Below are 16,838 nucleotides of genomic sequence, written 5' to 3'. Positions count from 1 at the left end.
GAAGCGGCTTAACGATTCATTTTCTTAATAAGCGGTTGATATAGCTTATTGTTTTCGCGATATGAGATGTTGCGGGCAAGGAATTTCGGTTCCCTGCAACATAATTGCTGCAGGAATGTTGCAGTCTCAAGACGCATATATTGCGATGCAGCATTTCGCTTGATCGCTCACGGATTGAATCGTCATTGCCTTTGTCAGAAGCCGGGAACTAATAGGCGATGCATCCACGCGACCAAACCATCTTTGCACTGTCGTCCGGCCGGCTACCGAGCGCGATCGCCATCGTCAGGGTCTCTGGTCCAATGGCCGAGCAGGTCGTCTCGGGCCTGGCCGGCAAGACTCCAGCTCCACGGATGGCGACCCGGGCGCTGCTGCACGACCAGAATGGTCAGCCGATCGACGACGCCGTCGTCCTCTGGTTTCCGGGTCCGGCAAGTGCGACCGGCGAAGACGTCGCCGAGTTTCATGTCCATGGCGGCCGCGCCGTGCTGGCAACGCTGTTCGGCGCGATCGCGGCATTCAAGAATGTGCGGCCGGCCGAACCCGGCGAGTTCACGCGGCGGGCGTTCGAGAACGGCAAGCTCGACCTGACCGAAGCCGAGGGCCTCGACGATCTGATCCACGCCGACACTGACCGTCAGCGGCGCCAGGCGCTGCGGCAGTTGAAGGGCCTGTTAGGGGATCGCGCGCGCGACTGGCGCGAGCGGGCCATTGCGGCGTCGGCCTTGATCGAGGCCGGCATCGATTTCTCCGACGAGGGCGATGTGCCGGCCGAATTGATCGCGCCGGCGCTGGACAGGATCAGATCGCTGCACGCCGAGATTCAGGGCGTGCTTGCGGCGCAGGGGCAGGGCGAACGGCTGCGCGACGGCGTGGTGGTCGCGATTTCAGGTCCGCCGAATGTCGGCAAATCGACCCTGATCAATCAGCTGGCCCGCCGCGAGGTCGCGATCGTCTCGCCGCACGCCGGCACCACGCGCGACGTGATCGAGGTGCAGCTCGACCTCGATGGCTATCCGGTCACGGTGATCGACACGGCCGGGATTCGCGAGACCGAGGATCCGGTTGAGCAGGAGGGTGTCCGCCGCGCCCGCGCCCGCGCCGCGGAAGCGGACCTCGTGTTGTGGCTGGCCGACAATGCCGATGCCAGGGTTGGGCACGAGGGCACGACGCCGGTCTGGTTGGTGCACAACAAGATCGATCTGGGTCGGCCTTTGGCCGAGCCGGGCGCAGGGGTTCCCGAGTTCAGCATCTCGGCTGTTCGGGGTGACGGCATCCCCGAGCTGATCGCGAGCCTGGTCGGCTTTGCGCACGATTACTTCGGCGCCAGCGAGGGCGGACTGATCATGCGGGTGCGGCAGCGCGAGTTGCTGCAGCAGACGGCCGATGCGCTGAGTCGCAGCGTCGACGTCGTGGGGCAGGGCGAGGAACTTGCCGCCGAGGAACTGCGCTCTGCGGCACTCTCGCTCGGCCGCCTCCTGGGTCGGGTCGATGTCGAGGACATCCTGGACGTGATCTTCCGGGAGTTCTGCGTCGGCAAGTAAGGCTACTTTGCATGGGGTTGTTTTGCGCGAAATGAGTCCATGGGCCGGCGCATTACGTTTCACGTGAAACAAGTCCTTGAAGCTGCCGTCTCTGTTTCACGTGAAACAGCAATGCGAGGGCGGCCATGTTTCACGTGAAACACGCGTCTTCGTTGCAAGGAGCTGGAGGCTCTCCATATCTCCTGATCTGACCAATTTCCCTCCGGTCTGGACGACTCCAACATTCGTTCTTCCGGCATTCATCACTCCGCGATAGAAGTCCGCCATGAATTCCCGGGCAGATACATTTGACGTCATCGTCATCGGCGGCGGCCATGCCGGCTGTGAGGCCGCGAGCGCTTCCGCCCGGATGGGGGCGAAGACCGCCCTGGTCACCCATCGTTTTGCGACCATCGGCGCGATGTCCTGCAATCCCGCCATCGGGGGCCTCGGCAAGGGGCATCTGGTGCGCGAGGTCGACGCCCTGGACGGTCTGATGGGTCGGGTAGCCGACGCCGGCGGCATCCAGTTCCGGATGCTCAACCGCCGCAAGGGTCCGGCGGTGCGCGGACCCCGCGCCCAGGCCGATCGCAAGCTCTATGCCGCCGCCATGCAGGCGGCGATATCGGAGACCGCGAACCTTAGCGTCATCGAGGGTGAGGCGGATGAACTGATCGTTGTCGATGGCCGGGTCACCGGTATTCGCCTGGGGGACGGTCGTCAGCTCGCTGCGGGTGCCATCGTCATCACCACCGGCACCTTCCTGCGGGGCCTGATCCACCTTGGCGAGAAGAACTGGCCCGCAGGCCGGGTCGGCGAGGTGCCGGCCATGGGTCTGTCTGCATCCTTCGAACGGGCCGGTTTTATCCTCGGCCGGCTCAAGACCGGCACCCCGCCGCGGCTCGACGGCACCACGATCGACTGGTCGGCGGTCGAGATGCAGCCCGGGGACGAGCCGCCCGAGCCGTTCTCCGTGATGACCGACCGGATCACGACGCCTCAGATCCAGTGCGGCATCACCCGGACCACGCCGGCCACCCATGAGGTGATCCGGACCAATGTGCACCGCTCGCCGATGTATTCCGGGCAGATCAAGAGCAGTGGCCCTCGCTATTGCCCCTCGATCGAGGACAAGATCGTCCGCTTCGGCGACCGCGACGGCCACCAGATCTTTCTGGAACCGGAAGGGCTCGACGACACCACGGTCTATCCCAACGGCATCTCCACCTCGCTGCCGGAAGAGGTCCAACTCGCGATCCTCGCCAGCATCCCCGGCCTCGAGCGGGTGAAGATGGTGCGTCCGGGCTATGCGATCGAATACGACCATGTCGATCCCCGCGAGCTCGAGCCGACCCTGCAGACCAGGCGTCTTCGCGGGCTGTTCCTGGCCGGCCAGATCAACGGTACCACCGGTTATGAAGAGGCGGCCGGGCAGGGCATTGTCGCCGGGCTGAACGCGGCCCTGGCCGCCAGCGGCACCGATCTGGTCGTCTTCGATCGCGCCGACGGCTATCTCGGCGTCATGATCGACGATCTCGTCACCCGTGGGATCACCGAGCCCTATCGGATGTTCACCTCGCGCGCGGAGTACCGGCTGACCTTGCGGGCCGACAATGCCGATCAGCGGCTGACGGACAAGGGCATCGCCCTCGGATGCGTCGGCGAGGCTCGTGCCGAGCGCCACCGGACCAAGATGGCGGCGCTGGACGCGGCCAAGACGCTGGCGAAGTCGCTGTCGATCACCCCGAACGAGGCCGCAAAGCATGGTCTGGCGCTCAACCGCGACGGCCAGCGTCGCTCGGCGTTCGAGCTGATGGCGTATCCGGAGGTCGAATGGCCAACGGTGCAGGCGATCTGGCCGGAGCTGTCGGCCATTGATCCCGCCATCGCCGTGCATCTCGAGATCGACGCCAAGTACGATGTCTATCTGAAGCGCCAGAGCGCCGACGTCGATGCCTTCCGCCGCGACGAGAGTCTGGCCCTCACCGATGTCGACTATGCCGATGTGCCCGGCCTCTCCAACGAAGCGCGTGCCAAGTTGCAGAAGGCGCAGCCGCGCACCGTCGGGCAGGCCGGCCGGATCGACGGCATGACGCCGGCGGCGCTGGGCATCCTGGCCGCCTATCTCCGGCGCGAAGCGCGGCGGAAGGCGGCGAAGGCGTCCGCGTAGCGTTTCACGTGAAACGGGTAGGCCGATGGCCTATCCGCGTCATTGCGAGGAGCGAAGCGACGAAGCAATCCATCGCTTCCCCGGACGGCACCATGGATTGCTTCGCTTCGCTCGCAATGACGAGCACGACCGGCATCCAAGAGAATGGCTTCATCCGTCCGTACCAAGACCTCTGAGATTTCCGCTGACGACAAGGCAGCGGCTTTGGCCCTCACCCCCATTTCGCGCGAAATCGAAGCTCGCCTCGATCGCTACGTTGCACTCCTGCTCGAGTGGCAGGCCAAGACCAATCTCGTCGCCCCCTCGACCCTGCCGACGCTCTGGACCCGCCACATCGCCGATTCGCTGCAGCTCCTGAGCGTCGCGCCATCGGCAAAATCCTGGGTCGATCTCGGTAGCGGCGGCGGCTTTCCCGGCGTGGTCCTGGCCTGCGCGCTGGCCGAGGTGCCGGGCGCCCGGATCCATCTGGTTGAGCGAATCGCCAAGAAGGCGGCATTCTTGCGCGAGGCGATTCGCGTCACCGGGGCGCCGGGGACTGTGCATCTCGCTGATATCGGGGATACTGTGGATAGAATCCCGGGCCCGATCGATTGCGTCACCGCGCGGGCGCTGGCTCCATTACATCAACTCATCGGCTTCGCGGAGCCGTGGGTCAAAAAGGGCGCCAAAGCGCTGTTTTTGAAGGGCCAAGATGTAGAGGCTGAATTGACCGAAGCCACTAAATATTGGAAAATCGTGCCAGAGCTACATTCCAGCCGGACCGGCGGACAGGGTTGGATCGTCGAACTCGGATCAATCGAGCGGCGCCAGGGGACACCGCAACAGTAAGTGGTATTTTGGTATGACTGTGATGGACGAGATTTCTCAAGAGGATAGGGCGCCCCAGGCGCCGGGCCATCCGCGCATCCTGTCGCTCGCCAACCAAAAGGGCGGCGTCGGCAAGACAACCACGGCAATCAACCTAGGCACCGCACTCGCGGCGATCGGCGAACGGGTTCTGGTCGTCGATCTCGACCCGCAGGGCAACGCCTCGACCGGGCTCGGCATCGACCGCCGCAACCGCAGCTGCTCCACCTACGACGTCCTGATCGGCGAAGCGCCGCTGCGCGATGCCGTGGTGGCGACCGCGGTGCCGCGGCTGCACATCGCGGCCTCCACCATGGACCTCTCCGGCCTCGAGCTCGAGCTCGGCACCACGCCGGGCCGCGCGTTCCGGCTGCGCGATGCGATCGCCGGTCTCAACAACAACGTCTCGCCCGACAACGACTACACCTATGTGCTGATCGACTGCCCGCCGTCGCTCAACCTGCTCACCGTCAATGCGATGGCGGCGTCGGACGCGATCCTGGTGCCGCTGCAGTGCGAGTTCTTCGCGCTCGAAGGTCTGTCGCAATTGCTGCAGACCGTGGAGCAGGTGCGCTCGACGCTCAACCCGAGTCTGTCGATCCATGGCATCGTGCTGACCATGTTCGACTCGCGCAACAACCTGTCCAACCAGGTCGTCGCCGACGTGCGGCAGTTCATGGGCGCCAAGGTCTACAACACCATGATTCCGCGCAACGTGCGCATCTCGGAGGCGCCGTCCTACGGCAAGCCGGTGCTGGTCTACGACCTCAAATGCGTCGGCAGCGAAGCCTACCTCAAGCTCGCCACCGAAGTGATCCAGCGCGAGCGCGAGCTGCGCACGCATTGATGGTGCGTCGGATGGGTGGAGCGCGGCGATACCCATCACGACACGCAACGAGCGCGATGGGTTTCGTTGCGCTTGACCCATCCTACAATTCTGAAATTCAAGTCCGGAGTACTGCGCGTGAATCCAAGGGAGCTCGCAACAATGGCCGATGAAGCGCGTTCGCGACTGGGGCGCGGGCTGGCAAGCCTGATCGGAGATGTCGGCGGCGAGGCGGCGCATGTCGAGCGGCCGCGCAATCAGCGCAAGGTGCCGATCGAATTTTTGAAGGCCAATCCGCGCAACCCGCGCCGCAGCTTTGCCGATACCGAGCTCGGCGAGCTCGCCGACTCGATCAAGCAGCGCGGCGTGATCCAGCCGATCGTGGTGCGCGCGATCAAGGGCGTGCAGGACCGCTATGAGATCATCGCCGGCGAACGCCGCTGGCGCGCCTCGCAGCTCGCCGGCCTGCACGAAGTGCCGATCGTGCCGGTCGAGGTCAGCGATTCCGATGCGCTCGAGATCATGATCATCGAGAACGTCCAGCGCGAAGATCTCAACGCGATGGAGGAGGCGCAGGGCTATCACGCGCTGGCCGACGAGTTCAAACGCAGCCCGGAAGAGATCGCAAAGATCGTCGGCAAGAGCCGCAGCCATGTCGCCAACATGATGCGGCTGACCAAGCTGCCGAACGAGGTGCAGGCGCTGATTGCCAAGGGCGATCTGTCCGCCGGCCACGCCCGCGCGCTGATCGGCGTGCCGGATCCGCTCGCCGCGGCGAAGCGCATCGTCGCCGAAGGCCTCAACGTCCGCCAGGCCGAGGCGCTGGCGCATGAGGAGGGCGTGCCGGAGCGCAAGCCGCAGAAGCCGCGCGCAGCCGCGGCCAAAGTCAGCAAGGATGCCGACACGCTGGCGCTGGAGAAGCGGGTCAGCGATGCGCTCGGCCTCACCGTCACCGTCAGCCACCGCGATCCCGGCGGCACCGTGCAGATCAGCTACCGCAACCTCGAGCAGCTCGACGAGGTGGTGCGGCGGCTGGAGGGCGGTTAGCCCTTCGATCTCACTCCACGTCATTGCGAGCGAAGCGAAGCAATCCATCCTTCAGCATATGCGGAGCGATGGATTGCTTCGCTGCGCTCGCAATGACGGCGCTGCAATACCGCGTTCTATCCCCGCCGCTTCGCGTTCGCCGCGATCGAGAGCAGCGCGCGCTGTCCGATCACGGCGGCGAGCGAGGCCTGCTTGCGCATGTCGAGCGCGGCGGTCGCAAGCTGATCGATGATGACCACCAGACGCGGCGCGCTGAAATTGCGCAGCGCGATTTCGACCGCGGCCTTGCGGGAAAAATGCAGCCGCGGGAAGCTGCCTTCGAGCACCGCGGACGCCGGCGTGCCTTCGGCAATTGCCAGCGCCGATTTGTGCAGCCACGCCGCCTGGCGCTGCGCGGCCGAGATGATCACGCCGGGATAGGTGCCGGCGACCATCGCCTTTGCAAACTCGCTCTCGACCAGCGCGGCGTTGCCGGCAAAGGCGCCGTCGACGATCGGATCGAGTTTTAGCTCGGAGGCGTCGGAGACCACGGTCATCACGTCGTCGAGCGTGATCTCGCCTTGGCCGTGGGCGAACAGCGCGAGCTTGCGCAGCTCGTTGCGCGAGGCCTGGCGGTCGCCGCCGAGCAGCGACATCAGCACCGCGCGCGCGTCCGCCGCCAGCCTGAGATTGGAGACGCGCAGCTCGTCCTCGATCAGTTTGGTGAGATCGCGCTCGGTGTCGGGATAGCAGCCGATCGCGACCGCATTCTTGGCCCGCTCGCAGATCTTGCGCAGCGGCGATTCCGGGCGCAGCTCGCCGGCCTCAATCACGATGCGGCAATCCTTCAAAGCGGGCGTCTCGGTCAGCGTCTCGACGCCGCTCGAAAAATTGCGCGAGCCGGCGCGGACGCGGATGGCGCGGCGGCCGCCGAACAGCGGCACCGTCATCGCTTCATCGACCAGCCGCGACGGTTCGGCCGCGAGCTCGTCGCCATCGAGCCGGACCAGTGAGAACGGATCGTTGGGATCGTCGACCGCGGAGGCCATCAGCGCGTCGGCGCGCTCGCGCACCAGGCCGGCGTCCGGTCCGTAGAGCAGGATGATCGGGCGACCGGCGTCGGGCCGGGCGAGGTAGCTGTCGATCTCTTTTCCGCGCAGCGCGACCATCTATCCCCAAAATCGTCATTCCGGGGCGCGCGACGCGCGAACCCGGAATCTCGCGCTATCATCTCCAGATTCCGGGTTCATGCTTCGCATGCCCCGGAATGACGGAGTCGCGTCAAGTCCCGGTGGCGAAGAACGAGGCGAGCCGGGTCTGGATGTTGTCAGCGATCTCCTGCGCGGCGCGATCCTCGGCGTCGCGGAAAGCGCGGGCGCGGGCGAAGCGCTGGTAGGAGCCCGGCAGATCATAGGACACCCGCGAGAAGGTGGTGCCGGTCATCACCGACTTGTTCGACGCGATCTCGACCAGGTTGAACTGCGCGTCGACCGAGTAGTTCTCGCTGGTCGGCAGCCCGGTGTTGGTGTCGACCATCAGCGAGGAGCGGCCGGAGCTGAACCGCAGCACCAGCTTGTGGGTCGGCGGCATGCCGGTGGCGGTGCCGTAGAGCTTGAAGGCGAGCGCGTTGCGGATCTCGACGCCGACCCGCGCCTCGCGCGAGGCGTTCGCCTTGTCGACCGGCGGGATCTCGATGCCCATCAGCTTCTCGCGCAGGCCGGGGGTGCCGTCGGTGCGCTCGGCATACATCGGCTGGAAGCAGCCGGCCGTCAGCGCGGCCAAGGCGGCCACGGCCACAAGCCGGGCGGCAATCCTGATGCTAGCCGACAACATTGACGATCCTCATGGGCACTACGATCACCTTGCGGACGGCCTTGCCGCCCAGGGCGACTTTTACCGTATCGAGCGCCAAAACGGCAGCCTCTATATCCGCATTTTGGGCGGCCCGTGGCACGGTAACATCACCCCGCTTTTTACCGTTGACCTGGACGACCAGGGTCACGCTGTCTTCGACCAGCAAATCACGTTCGATTTGGGGCCAATCGGCCTCCGAAACCAGCCCGTTCTGGCCCAAAACGCCCCAGCACTCTTCGGCCAGATGCGGCATCATCGGCGAGAAAAGTTGAACGAGGATGACGGCGGCCTCCTTGACGGCCCAGGCGACGTCGGGGGCCGGCTTGTCGCCTTTGCCCAGCACCTCGGCCAGCGCATTGGCGAATTCGCGGATATGGGCGAGGCAGACGTTGAAGTGCAGCCGCTCGATGCCGCCGGACACCTTGTCCAGCGCGCCATGGGCGGCCTTGCGCAGCGCCAAGGCCTCGGGCCCGAACGTCGCCGGCCGGGTCGCTGGCGCCGCCTTGGCAATCTCGGCCGATTCGTTGACCAGCCGCCACAGCCGCTGCACGAAGCGCGAGGCGCCCTGCACCCGCTCGTCGCTCCAGATCACGTCGCGATCCGGCGGCGAGTCCGACAGCATGAACCAGCGCGCGACGTCGGCGCCGTAGCTCGCGATGATGTCGTCGGGGTCGACCGTGTTCTTCTTCGACTTCGACATCTTCTCGATCGGGCCGATCTCGACCTCCTCGCTGGTCTCCATCAGCACCGCGCGGCGGCCGTTGCCGTCGATCTCGATCTTCACCTCGGCCGGCGTGACGAAGCTGCCGTCGGCCTTCTGATAGGTCTCGTGCACCACCATGCCCTGGGTGAACATGCCGGCGAACGGCTCGGTCATGTCGACATGGCCGGTCGCCTTCATCGCGCGGGTGAAGAAGCGGCTGTACAGCAGATGCAGGATCGCGTGCTCGACGCCGCCGATATACTGATCGACCGGCATCATCCGGTTGATGACCGCGGGCGTGGTCGGCGCGGTTGCGTTCCAGGGATCGGTGAAGCGCGCAAAGTACCATGACGAGTCGACGAAGGTGTCCATGGTGTCGGTTTCGCGCACCGCCTTGCCGCCGCATTGCGGACAGGTGACGTGCTTCCAGGTCGGATGATGGTCGAGCGCGTTGCCCGGCTTGTCGAAGGTTACGTCTTCCGGCAGCACCACGGGCAGGTCGGCGTCGGGCACCGGCACCACGTCGCACTTCGGACAGTGGATCACCGGAATCGGGCAGCCCCAATAGCGCTGGCGCGAAATGCCCCAGTCGCGCAGGCGGAAATTCACCTGACGCTCGCCGACCGGGGCATTGCCGCGCACCTCGCTCTCGAGACGTTTGGCGACTTCTTCCTTGGCCTGCTCGATGGTCATGCCGTCAAGGAAGCGCGAATTGATGATGCGGCCATCGCCGTCATAGGCGGTGTCGGTGATGACAAACGTCTTCGGGTCCTGGCCTTCAGGACACACGACGGGCGTGTTGCCGAGATTGTACTTGTTGACGAAATCGAGGTCGCGCTGGTCGTGCGCCGGGCAGCCGAAGATCGCACCGGTGCCGTATTCGATCAGCACGAAGTTCGCGACATAGACCGGCAGCTTCCAGTTCGGATCGAACGGATGCACCGCCTTGATGCCGGTATCAAAGCCCTGCTTCTCGGCGGTGTCGATAATCTCCTGCGCGGTGCCGATCTTCTTGATGTCGGCGATGAACTCGGCAAGATCAGGGTTCTTCGCGGCAGCCGCCTGCGCCAGCGGATGATCCGCCGAGATCGCCATGAACTTTGCGCCGAACAGCGTGTCCGGCCGCGTCGTGAAGATTTTCAGCTCGCTCTCGCCGTCCGGCGTCGTCGCCGGATCCAGCGCGAAGCGGATCAAGAGGCCCTCCGAGCGGCCGATCCAGTTGCGCTGCATCAGCCGCACCTTGTCGGGCCAGCGGTCCAGCCCGTCGAGCGCGTCCAAGAGCTCCTGCGAGTACTTCGTGATCTTGAAGACCCACTGGCTCATTTCGCGTTGTTCGACAACGGCGCCCGAGCGCCAGCCGCGGCCGTCGATCACCTGCTCGTTGGCGAGCACGGTCATGTCGACCGGGTCCCAGTTCAGCTTGCGCTTCTCGCGCTCGGCGAGGCCGGCGCGCAGCATGTCCAGAAACATCTTCTGCTGATGCTTGTAGTAGCTCGGGTCGCAGGTCGCGAATTCGCGTGACCAGTCGAGCGACAGCCCGATCGACCGGAGCTGCTTCTTCATCGCGGCGATGTTGTCGTAGGTCCAGGCCTTCGGCGCCACCTTGCGCTCGATCGCGGCGTTCTCCGCCGGCAGGCCGAATGCGTCCCAGCCCATCGGGTGCAGCACGTTGAAACCCTTGGCCCGCATGTAGCGCGCCAGCACGTCGCCCAGCGTGTAGTTGCGGACATGCCCGATATGGATGCGCCCGGACGGATAGGGAAACATCTCGAGCACGTAGTATTTCGGCCGCGTGTCGTCGTTCTTGGAGGCGAAGATCGCCTTGTCATCCCACAGGCGTTGCCAGCGGGGTTCGGATTCACGGGCGTTGTAGCGTTCGGAGGTCATGAAATCGCAGAGCTTTTGGGTGGTTTTCTGGTCCGGGCAAAGGACGGCGGACTAGGCCATGAAAACGCCCATGGGGTCAACGGTTTGGGGGGCCCAAAGGCCGCACCCACGGGCGTAGCGGCCCTGCCGCCGCCGCAGGGCGGCCCGGAGACGCCCGTCGGGCGCTCGGAACCACCCTCACCGTCGTCCTGGCGAAAAGCCAGGACGACGGCGAGAACAGAAGCCGCTAGCTCGCCAGCGCCATCCCAGCTTCGTCGAGCCGCTGCACAAATCCGTGCTCGACCACCGCATTCCGCCCGCCGCGCTTGGCGGCATAGAGCGCGGCGTCCGCCGCTTCGATCAGGTCGCCGGGGGTGTGGACGTCGTTCGGCCTGGTGCTGGCGACGCCGACGCTGACGGTGACGATGCCGTGGCCGGAGGTGCAATGGGGCACGGCGAGGCCGAGGATGGCGGTGCGCACGGTCTCGCCGATCGCGAGCGCATGCGGCGCATCGGTGTTGGGCAGCAGCAGACAGAATTCCTCGCCGCCGTAGCGACCGGCAAAGCCCATGGTGTCGGCGGCGATGCCGGCCAGCGTTGCGCCGATCCGGGTCAGGCAGGCGTCGCCTTCGGGATGGCCATAGGTGTCGTTGTAGAGCTTGAAGTGATCGACATCGATCATCAGCAGCGACAGTGCGCAGTCATATTGCTGCGCCTTCATCCACTCGAAATCGAGCCGGCTCTGGAAGCCGCGGCGATTGGCAAGGCCGGACAGCGCATCGATCGAGGCCATCACGGTGAGACGGTCGTTGGAGGCGACGAGCTCGCGCTCGCGCTGGCTGAGCTGCGCCGCCATCGCGTTGAAGGCGCGCGCCAGCGGCACGAATTCCGCGGGCAGTTTCTGCTTGGCGACACGCGCCGACCAGTCGCCCTCGCCGAAGCGGCGCGCCATGCCGGTCATCAGACCGATCGGATGGATCACCAGCCGCTCGGCGCCGACGAGGGCGCCCAGCAACACGAACAGGCAGACGAAGCCGAGCTGCAGATAGGCGGTGCGGATCTCGCGGTTGATCGCCGCCGTCACCTTGGCTTCGTCCATGCTGACGATCAGCCGCGATTGCGTGCCGGCGATACGGGCAAAGCTCAGCGTGCGCTGCGCGCCGTCGGCCGCCGTGAACGACACCGAGCCCGACGGCTCGTCGTAGCTCAACGCCTTCTCCGCGATCGCCGCCATCAGCGGGATGGTATCGAGCGAGTGGCCGATCAGGCTCGCATGGTCCTTTGGCGCGGCGATCACGACGCCGGTACTGTCGACCAGCACCGCCGACATCCCCGGCTGGCCGCCGAGATTGCCCATGATCTGCGACAGCCAGTCGATGTTGATGCCGGCGACGACCACGGCGTCCTGTTCCGGATTGATCGCAGCGACCGGATAGGCCGCCATCATCATCGGACGGCCGTTGGTCTTGCCGAACAGATAGTCGCTGAAGACGAAGCCGCGGGTGTCCTGCGCCTTCTTGAAATAGTCGCGGTCGCTGAGGTCGAGCCCGACCTGAACGTTGAGGGTGGAACATTGCACCAGCCCATCCCGCGACACGAACATGATGCTGCGGATCCACGGCAGAACCGTCGGCAGGCTGGCGCGCAGCAGCTCGCAGCTCCGCGCGACTCCGCCGGAAGCCCGGATATAGGCGGCCGATTTCAGCATGGTTTCGACCGACGACACCACCTCGCGCTGGGTTTCGGCGGCGTGGCGGGTCAGATTGGCGTAACCATCCGCGGCCTGCGCGATCTGCGTGGCGCGGGAATTCTCCAGCGTGCGGACGCGGTCGAGCATCAGCGGCGCGACCAGCATCACGGCAAGCAGGGCCAGCCGGGCACGAATGCCCAGAAGCTTCTTGAGTTTGACCCGGTTGCGGTTGAAAGTTACGCCCGACATTCTCGTCCTTGCCCCGTGCGCCAAGGTAGAATGAAGGGCTTCAAAAAGCCTTTCCCGAATTTGGTAAAATTCGACCCAAGCCCACCATCTGTCAGAGAACGGCACAAGCATGACGCAAAGCCAAACCACGCCGTTATCGGCTGATTCACCACACGGCCTCGCCGCCGTGGCGCAGGAGATCGCGCGCGCCTGCAAGGAAGCGCGGCGCGACCCCGCATCGGTGACGCTGATCGCGGTGTCGAAGACCTTCGCCGCCGATGCAATTTTGCCGATAATCGGCGCCGGACAGCGCGTATTCGGCGAAAATCGCGTGCAGGAGGCCAAGGGCAAATGGCCGGCGTTAACGCAGGATCATCCCGGCTTGAAGCTGCACCTGATCGGGCCGCTGCAATCGAACAAGGCGAAAGAGGCGGTGGCGCTGTTCGACGCGATCCATTCGGTCGACCGCGCCAGCATTTGCGAAGCGTTAGCCAAGGAAATCAAATCTCAGGGCAAGCAGCCGGAATTGTTCGTCCAGATCAACACCGGCGAGGAGCCGCAGAAGGCCGGCGTCGCACCGCAGGACGCCGATACCTTCATCGCGGCGTGTCGCGAGAAGTATGGCCTCGCGATTTCCGGACTGATGTGCATCCCGCCGGTCGACCAGGCCCCGGCCCCGCATTTCGCACTCTGCGCAAAAATTGCCGCGCGCAACGGCTTGAAGAATCTGTCGATGGGCATGAGCGCGGATTTCGCCACCGCGATCCAGATGGGCGCGACGCATGTGCGCGTCGGCTCGGCGATCTTCGGCACGCGGACGGCGCCGCACGCTTAGCCGTTATTCCTGGCTCATGCACCGCTATTCGTCCCGTCATCCTGAGGTGCGAGCCTCTTCGGCGAGCCTCGAAGGATCGACGGCCACCAGCCGGGCCGATTCATCCTTCGAGGCTCGCCCAGCAGCGCAATTGCGCTGCAAGGCTCGCACCTCAGGATGACGGTGTTGGTTTGGTTGTCGTCTTATCCGAACTTCACCGACACCTTGCCGAGCACGCCGAAATCCACGGCGAACGTGTCGCCCGCCGCGATTGGCAGCGGCGGGTGGCAGGTGCCTGTGGTGACGACCTCGCCGGCGCGCAGCGTGAGGCCGAGGCCGCGCAGCTCATTGGCGCACCAGGCGAGTGCGACACGGGGATCACCGAGCACGTTCTTGCCATGGCCGATAGTGCGCTCGCCGCGCAGCGTGATCGTCGGGCGCTCCTCGACCAGATCCATGGCGCGCCAGTCGGCGGATGTCGCGGGCCCAAGCACGAACAGATGCGCGCAGGCATTGTCGGCGATCAGCTGCGCTTCGCCTGCGGCGGTGAAGTCGGCGAAGCGCGAGTCCGGGATCTCGATCGCCGGATGCAGCGTGGCGACGGCGTCGAGCACCTCCTGCACGCTGTAGGGTGTCGCGCGCGGCGGTAGGTCGCGCGCCATGCGGAAGCAGAATTCCGGCTCGCCGACACGCATCTCGTTGCCGGCCATCGAGGCAGTGCCGCCATCAGCGATCACGGTTTCGGCAAGAATGCGCCCGGCCAGCGGTCCCGCGACATTGATGTGCTTCTGCCCGGCCGTGCTGGTCGCGGCGATCTTCCAGCCGAACAGCTTTTCGCGCGAGGTTTTTTCCAGCGCCGCCTGCACCGCATAGCCCTCGGCGCGATCACGCGGCCGGATCGCCGCGTCGAGTGCGCCGAGCTTTGTGCCCGCGCGCCAGTGCGCGTTGAGGATTTTTGCGGCGGCCGCGATCTGGTTGTCGTCGAGCATTTCGAATTCCCAATTTACCCGATGACAATCCTGGTCCGCGGGCTCATCCGCCGCAACAGGCGCAGCATCGACGCTTTGGTCATCGAGACGCAGCCCGCGGTCGGCGCGAAATTCGGCCGCGCCAGATGCAGGAACACGGCGCTGCCGCGGCCGGCGACGCGCGGCGCGGCGTTGTGGTCGATCTCGACGATGAAGTCGTAGAGGTGATCGGCACGCGTCAGGCGGTCGCCGGCCTGCTCCGCGCCGAGCCGGATCGGCTGGTTGTAGTGGCGATCGGCGGGGTCCTCGCACCAGGCGTCGTCGAGCCGGATCGGCCGCGTCGGCAGGAAGGTTTTGGGCCGCTGGTGACGGTCGGCACGCCACCACAGACGCAGCGGATGGTAGATGCCGCGCGGCGTACCGCCGTCGCCTTCGCGCTTGTTGGCGAGGATGCCGCCGCGCCCGAGCGCCACCGGCACGGTCCAGCCGCCGGCCGAAAGCCAGCCCCGCCGCGGGTCGCCGGCGGCGCGCTGCACGTGCACGCTAGAGAGCAGATGATCACGTCTTTCTGTCATATAAGTGATTGAAATAGCTGGTCTTCCTTTAAGAATCGTTCCAAATCGAACTTGCCTCGAAAGCCCCATTTGCACTATTCCCGCGGTATTACAGGACATTCACCTCCTGCCCGCTGATTCTGGGGTAAACTGCGTCGCCTTGTGAATCGGTAACAATCGCCTACCTGAGAGCATATCTAGCCCAAGTCCGGCTGGACCAGCTCAGGTCACGTCTAGACCACGTTACGGCCATAAGCGCTCGCTTCTGACCGCCCCGCCCCGAAGGATTGTACCTATGGCCAATGCCCGCAAGATCTTGATCGTGGATGACGATACCGATCTGCGCGATACGCTGGTCGAGCAGCTCTCGCTGCACGAAGAATTCGAAGCCTCCGCTGTCGATACCGGCGCCAAGGGCGCCAGCGCCGCCAAAGCCAACTCTCCCGATCTCGTTCTGATGGATGTCGGCCTGCCCGACACCGACGGCCGCGAAGTGGTCCGCAGCTTGCGCAAGGGCGGCTTCAAGGCCCCGATCATCATGCTGACCGGCCACGACACTGATTCCGACACGATTCTCGGTCTGGAAAGCGGTGCCAACGACTATGTGGCCAAGCCGTTCCGCTTCGCCGTGCTGCTCGCCCGGATCCGGGCGCAGCTGCGCCAGCACGAGGCCAGCGAGGACGCGGTGTTCTCGGTCGGCCCCTACTCGTTCCGGCCCGGCTCCAAGATGCTGACCGGTCCCAATGCCCGGAAGGTGCGGCTGACCGAGAAGGAAACCGCGATCCTGCGCTTCCTCTACCGTGCCGGCCAGCTGCCGGTGTCGCGCGAGACCCTGCTCCAGGAGGTCTGGGGCTACAATTCCGGTGTCACCACCCACACGCTTGAAACCCACATCTACCGCCTCCGCCAGAAGATCGAGAAGGACGCCGCCAACCCGGAAATCCTGGTCACGGAAGCCGGTGGCTACAAGCTGGTGCCGTGATACGCTTTGCGCTCAACGATTCGTGAAATCGAGGCGCACCCCCCGGTCACCGGCCCTGAATGTCGATCGATGATGACGTAGCCCTGCTCGAGCGGGTCCCGACGATGCGTCTGTTGGGCGAGAGCTCCCTGCGCATGCTGGCGATCGGCTCCGAGCAACGCGACTTCAATACCGGCGACGTGCTGTTCCGCGCCGGCGACGACGCCGATGCCGGCTATGTCGTGCAGCGCGGTACCTTTCGGGTCGAGGAAGGCGGCGCCGAGATCGTCGCGGCGCCCGGCGCGCTGATCGGCGAGCTCGCACTGATCGTCGCGATGAAGCGGCCGTCCACGGCGATCGCGCTGGAGCGCGCCTCCGTCATCCGCGTCGCGCGCTCTCTCTTTCAGCGCGTGCTGGAAAGCGATCCCGCCGCCGCCCGCCGCCTGCGCGATGAAATGGCGATGCGGACCAGCCAGCTCGCCAGCGATATTTTGATGGCGGGCGCCAAGCTGAGTACATAGCCGGCGCCATCCCGGCGAAAGCTCTCTGATCCGTCATCCTGAGGTGCGAGCTCTTGCGAGCCTCGAAGGATGAATCGGCCACCAGCGGGGCCGTCGACCCTTCGAGGCTCGCAAGAGCTCGCACCTCAGGGTGACGGGTTGGTTAGCTCAACTTGCTCGGTGTCATCACCCGCGCATGCGGGTGATCCAGTATTCCAGAGGCAGTGGTGAATGAACCGAGAGGCCGCGGCGTACTGGATCGCCCGGTCCATGTGCGCAATTGCGCACAGGCCGGGCGATGACAGCGGT

14 protein-coding genes are annotated in these 16,838 nt (G+C 65.3%); 8 read left to right on the top strand and 6 right to left on the bottom strand.

Features of this window, described 5'->3' with window-relative positions; genetic code table 11:
- Window positions 1–218 precede the first annotated feature (218 nt).
- The 5 genes from mnmE to CI41S_RS03425 all read left to right on the top strand — a co-directional run bounded on the left by mnmE (window position 219) and on the right by CI41S_RS03425 (window position 6,412).
- Window positions 219–1,544 (top strand): tRNA uridine-5-carboxymethylaminomethyl(34) synthesis GTPase MnmE, encoded by a 1,326-nt coding sequence (mnmE, locus tag CI41S_RS03445; RefSeq protein ID WP_139857440.1) that lies wholly within the window; start codon window positions 219–221, stop codon window positions 1,542–1,544.
- A gap of 265 nt (window positions 1,545–1,809) precedes the next feature.
- Entirely contained in the window at window positions 1,810–3,693 is a 1,884-nt protein-coding gene (gene mnmG / locus CI41S_RS03440; RefSeq protein ID WP_139857439.1) for a tRNA uridine-5-carboxymethylaminomethyl(34) synthesis enzyme MnmG, read from the top strand.
- Between the two features lie 144 nt (window positions 3,694–3,837).
- Window positions 3,838–4,521, top strand: a complete 684-nt coding sequence (rsmG, locus tag CI41S_RS03435) for a 16S rRNA (guanine(527)-N(7))-methyltransferase RsmG (RefSeq protein ID WP_139857438.1) — start codon at window positions 3,838–3,840, stop codon at window positions 4,519–4,521.
- A 13-nt stretch (window positions 4,522–4,534) separates the two neighbouring features.
- Window positions 4,535–5,386, top strand: coding sequence for a ParA family protein (locus CI41S_RS03430; RefSeq protein ID WP_139479576.1), 852 nt, complete (start codon window positions 4,535–4,537; stop codon window positions 5,384–5,386).
- Window positions 5,387–5,527: 141 nt separating this feature from the next.
- Window positions 5,528–6,412, top strand: a complete 885-nt coding sequence (locus CI41S_RS03425) for a ParB/RepB/Spo0J family partition protein (protein WP_172627894.1) — start codon at window positions 5,528–5,530, stop codon at window positions 6,410–6,412.
- A gap of 116 nt (window positions 6,413–6,528) precedes the next feature.
- Here the strand turns inward: CI41S_RS03425 and holA are convergent, their stop codons facing one another.
- From holA to CI41S_RS03405, 4 genes are all read right to left on the bottom strand, one after another.
- Window positions 6,529–7,560, bottom strand: coding sequence for a DNA polymerase III subunit delta (holA, locus tag CI41S_RS03420; protein WP_139857436.1), 1,032 nt, complete (start codon window positions 7,558–7,560; stop codon window positions 6,529–6,531).
- A 112-nt stretch (window positions 7,561–7,672) separates the two neighbouring features.
- On the bottom strand, window positions 7,673–8,224 hold the full coding sequence (lptE, locus tag CI41S_RS03415) for an LPS assembly lipoprotein LptE (protein WP_139857435.1): 552 nt from the start codon (window positions 8,222–8,224) through the stop codon (window positions 7,673–7,675).
- A complete protein-coding gene (leuS, locus tag CI41S_RS03410; protein WP_139857434.1) occupies window positions 8,211–10,835 on the bottom strand; it encodes a leucine--tRNA ligase in 2,625 nt (874 codons plus the stop codon). Before leuS ends, lptE begins: the two co-directional genes overlap by 14 nt.
- A 226-nt stretch (window positions 10,836–11,061) precedes the next feature.
- Entirely contained in the window at window positions 11,062–12,753 is a 1,692-nt protein-coding gene (locus CI41S_RS03405; protein WP_139857433.1) for a sensor domain-containing diguanylate cyclase, read from the bottom strand.
- Window positions 12,754–12,862: 109 nt separating this feature from the next.
- Between CI41S_RS03405 and CI41S_RS03400 the strand changes: the two genes are divergently transcribed.
- Window positions 12,863–13,567, top strand: coding sequence for a YggS family pyridoxal phosphate-dependent enzyme (locus CI41S_RS03400; RefSeq protein WP_139857432.1), 705 nt, complete (start codon window positions 12,863–12,865; stop codon window positions 13,565–13,567).
- A 182-nt stretch (window positions 13,568–13,749) separates the two neighbouring features.
- Here the strand turns inward: CI41S_RS03400 and CI41S_RS03395 are convergent, their stop codons facing one another.
- Window positions 13,750–14,535 (bottom strand): 2-keto-4-pentenoate hydratase, encoded by a 786-nt coding sequence (locus CI41S_RS03395; protein ID WP_139857431.1) that lies wholly within the window; start codon window positions 14,533–14,535, stop codon window positions 13,750–13,752.
- A gap of 14 nt (window positions 14,536–14,549) precedes the next feature.
- Window positions 14,550–15,089 carry a L,D-transpeptidase family protein gene (locus CI41S_RS03390; protein ID WP_139857430.1) on the bottom strand — a complete coding sequence of 180 codons (540 nt, stop codon included), beginning with the start codon at window positions 15,087–15,089 and terminating at the stop codon, window positions 14,550–14,552.
- A 274-nt stretch (window positions 15,090–15,363) separates the two neighbouring features.
- Here CI41S_RS03390 and CI41S_RS03385 point away from each other — a divergent pair, with 274 nt between their 5' ends.
- Entirely contained in the window at window positions 15,364–16,050 is a 687-nt protein-coding gene (locus CI41S_RS03385; RefSeq protein ID WP_139479567.1) for a response regulator transcription factor, read from the top strand.
- A 59-nt stretch (window positions 16,051–16,109) separates the two neighbouring features.
- A complete protein-coding gene (locus tag CI41S_RS03380; protein WP_139479566.1) occupies window positions 16,110–16,550 on the top strand; it encodes a cyclic nucleotide-binding domain-containing protein in 441 nt (146 codons plus the stop codon).
- Window positions 16,551–16,838 lie beyond the last annotated feature (288 nt).

This window comes from Bradyrhizobium ivorense (assembly GCF_900696085.1).
Taxonomy (GTDB): Bacteria; Pseudomonadota; Alphaproteobacteria; order Rhizobiales; family Xanthobacteraceae; genus Bradyrhizobium; species Bradyrhizobium ivorense.
Note: the sequence above shows the minus strand (reverse complement) of the source record. Positions and strands in the feature narration are given on the sequence as shown.

Excerpts from the sequence above, each read along its gene's own strand:
- mnmE (WP_139857440.1), top strand. The coding sequence starts at position 219 with ATGCATCCACGCGACCAAACCATCTTTGCACTGTCGTCCGGCCGGCTA.
- mnmG (WP_139857439.1), top strand. The coding sequence starts at position 1,810 with ATGAATTCCCGGGCAGATACATTTGACGTCATCGTCATCGGCGGCGGC.
- rsmG (WP_139857438.1), top strand. The coding sequence starts at position 3,838 with ATGGCTTCATCCGTCCGTACCAAGACCTCTGAGATTTCCGCTGACGAC.
- CI41S_RS03430 (WP_139479576.1), top strand. The coding sequence starts at position 4,535 with ATGACTGTGATGGACGAGATTTCTCAAGAGGATAGGGCGCCCCAGGCG.
- CI41S_RS03425 (WP_172627894.1), top strand. The coding sequence starts at position 5,528 with ATGGCCGATGAAGCGCGTTCGCGACTGGGGCGCGGGCTGGCAAGCCTG.
- holA (WP_139857436.1), bottom strand. The coding sequence starts at position 7,560 with ATGGTCGCGCTGCGCGGAAAAGAGATCGACAGCTACCTCGCCCGGCCC.
- lptE (WP_139857435.1), bottom strand. The coding sequence starts at position 8,224 with ATGTTGTCGGCTAGCATCAGGATTGCCGCCCGGCTTGTGGCCGTGGCC.
- leuS (WP_139857434.1), bottom strand. The coding sequence starts at position 10,835 with ATGACCTCCGAACGCTACAACGCCCGTGAATCCGAACCCCGCTGGCAA.
- CI41S_RS03405 (WP_139857433.1), bottom strand. The coding sequence starts at position 12,753 with ATGTCGGGCGTAACTTTCAACCGCAACCGGGTCAAACTCAAGAAGCTT.
- CI41S_RS03400 (WP_139857432.1), top strand. The coding sequence starts at position 12,863 with ATGACGCAAAGCCAAACCACGCCGTTATCGGCTGATTCACCACACGGC.
- CI41S_RS03395 (WP_139857431.1), bottom strand. The coding sequence starts at position 14,535 with ATGCTCGACGACAACCAGATCGCGGCCGCCGCAAAAATCCTCAACGCG.
- CI41S_RS03390 (WP_139857430.1), bottom strand. The coding sequence starts at position 15,089 with ATGACAGAAAGACGTGATCATCTGCTCTCTAGCGTGCACGTGCAGCGC.
- CI41S_RS03385 (WP_139479567.1), top strand. The coding sequence starts at position 15,364 with ATGGCCAATGCCCGCAAGATCTTGATCGTGGATGACGATACCGATCTG.
- CI41S_RS03380 (WP_139479566.1), top strand. The coding sequence starts at position 16,110 with ATGTCGATCGATGATGACGTAGCCCTGCTCGAGCGGGTCCCGACGATG.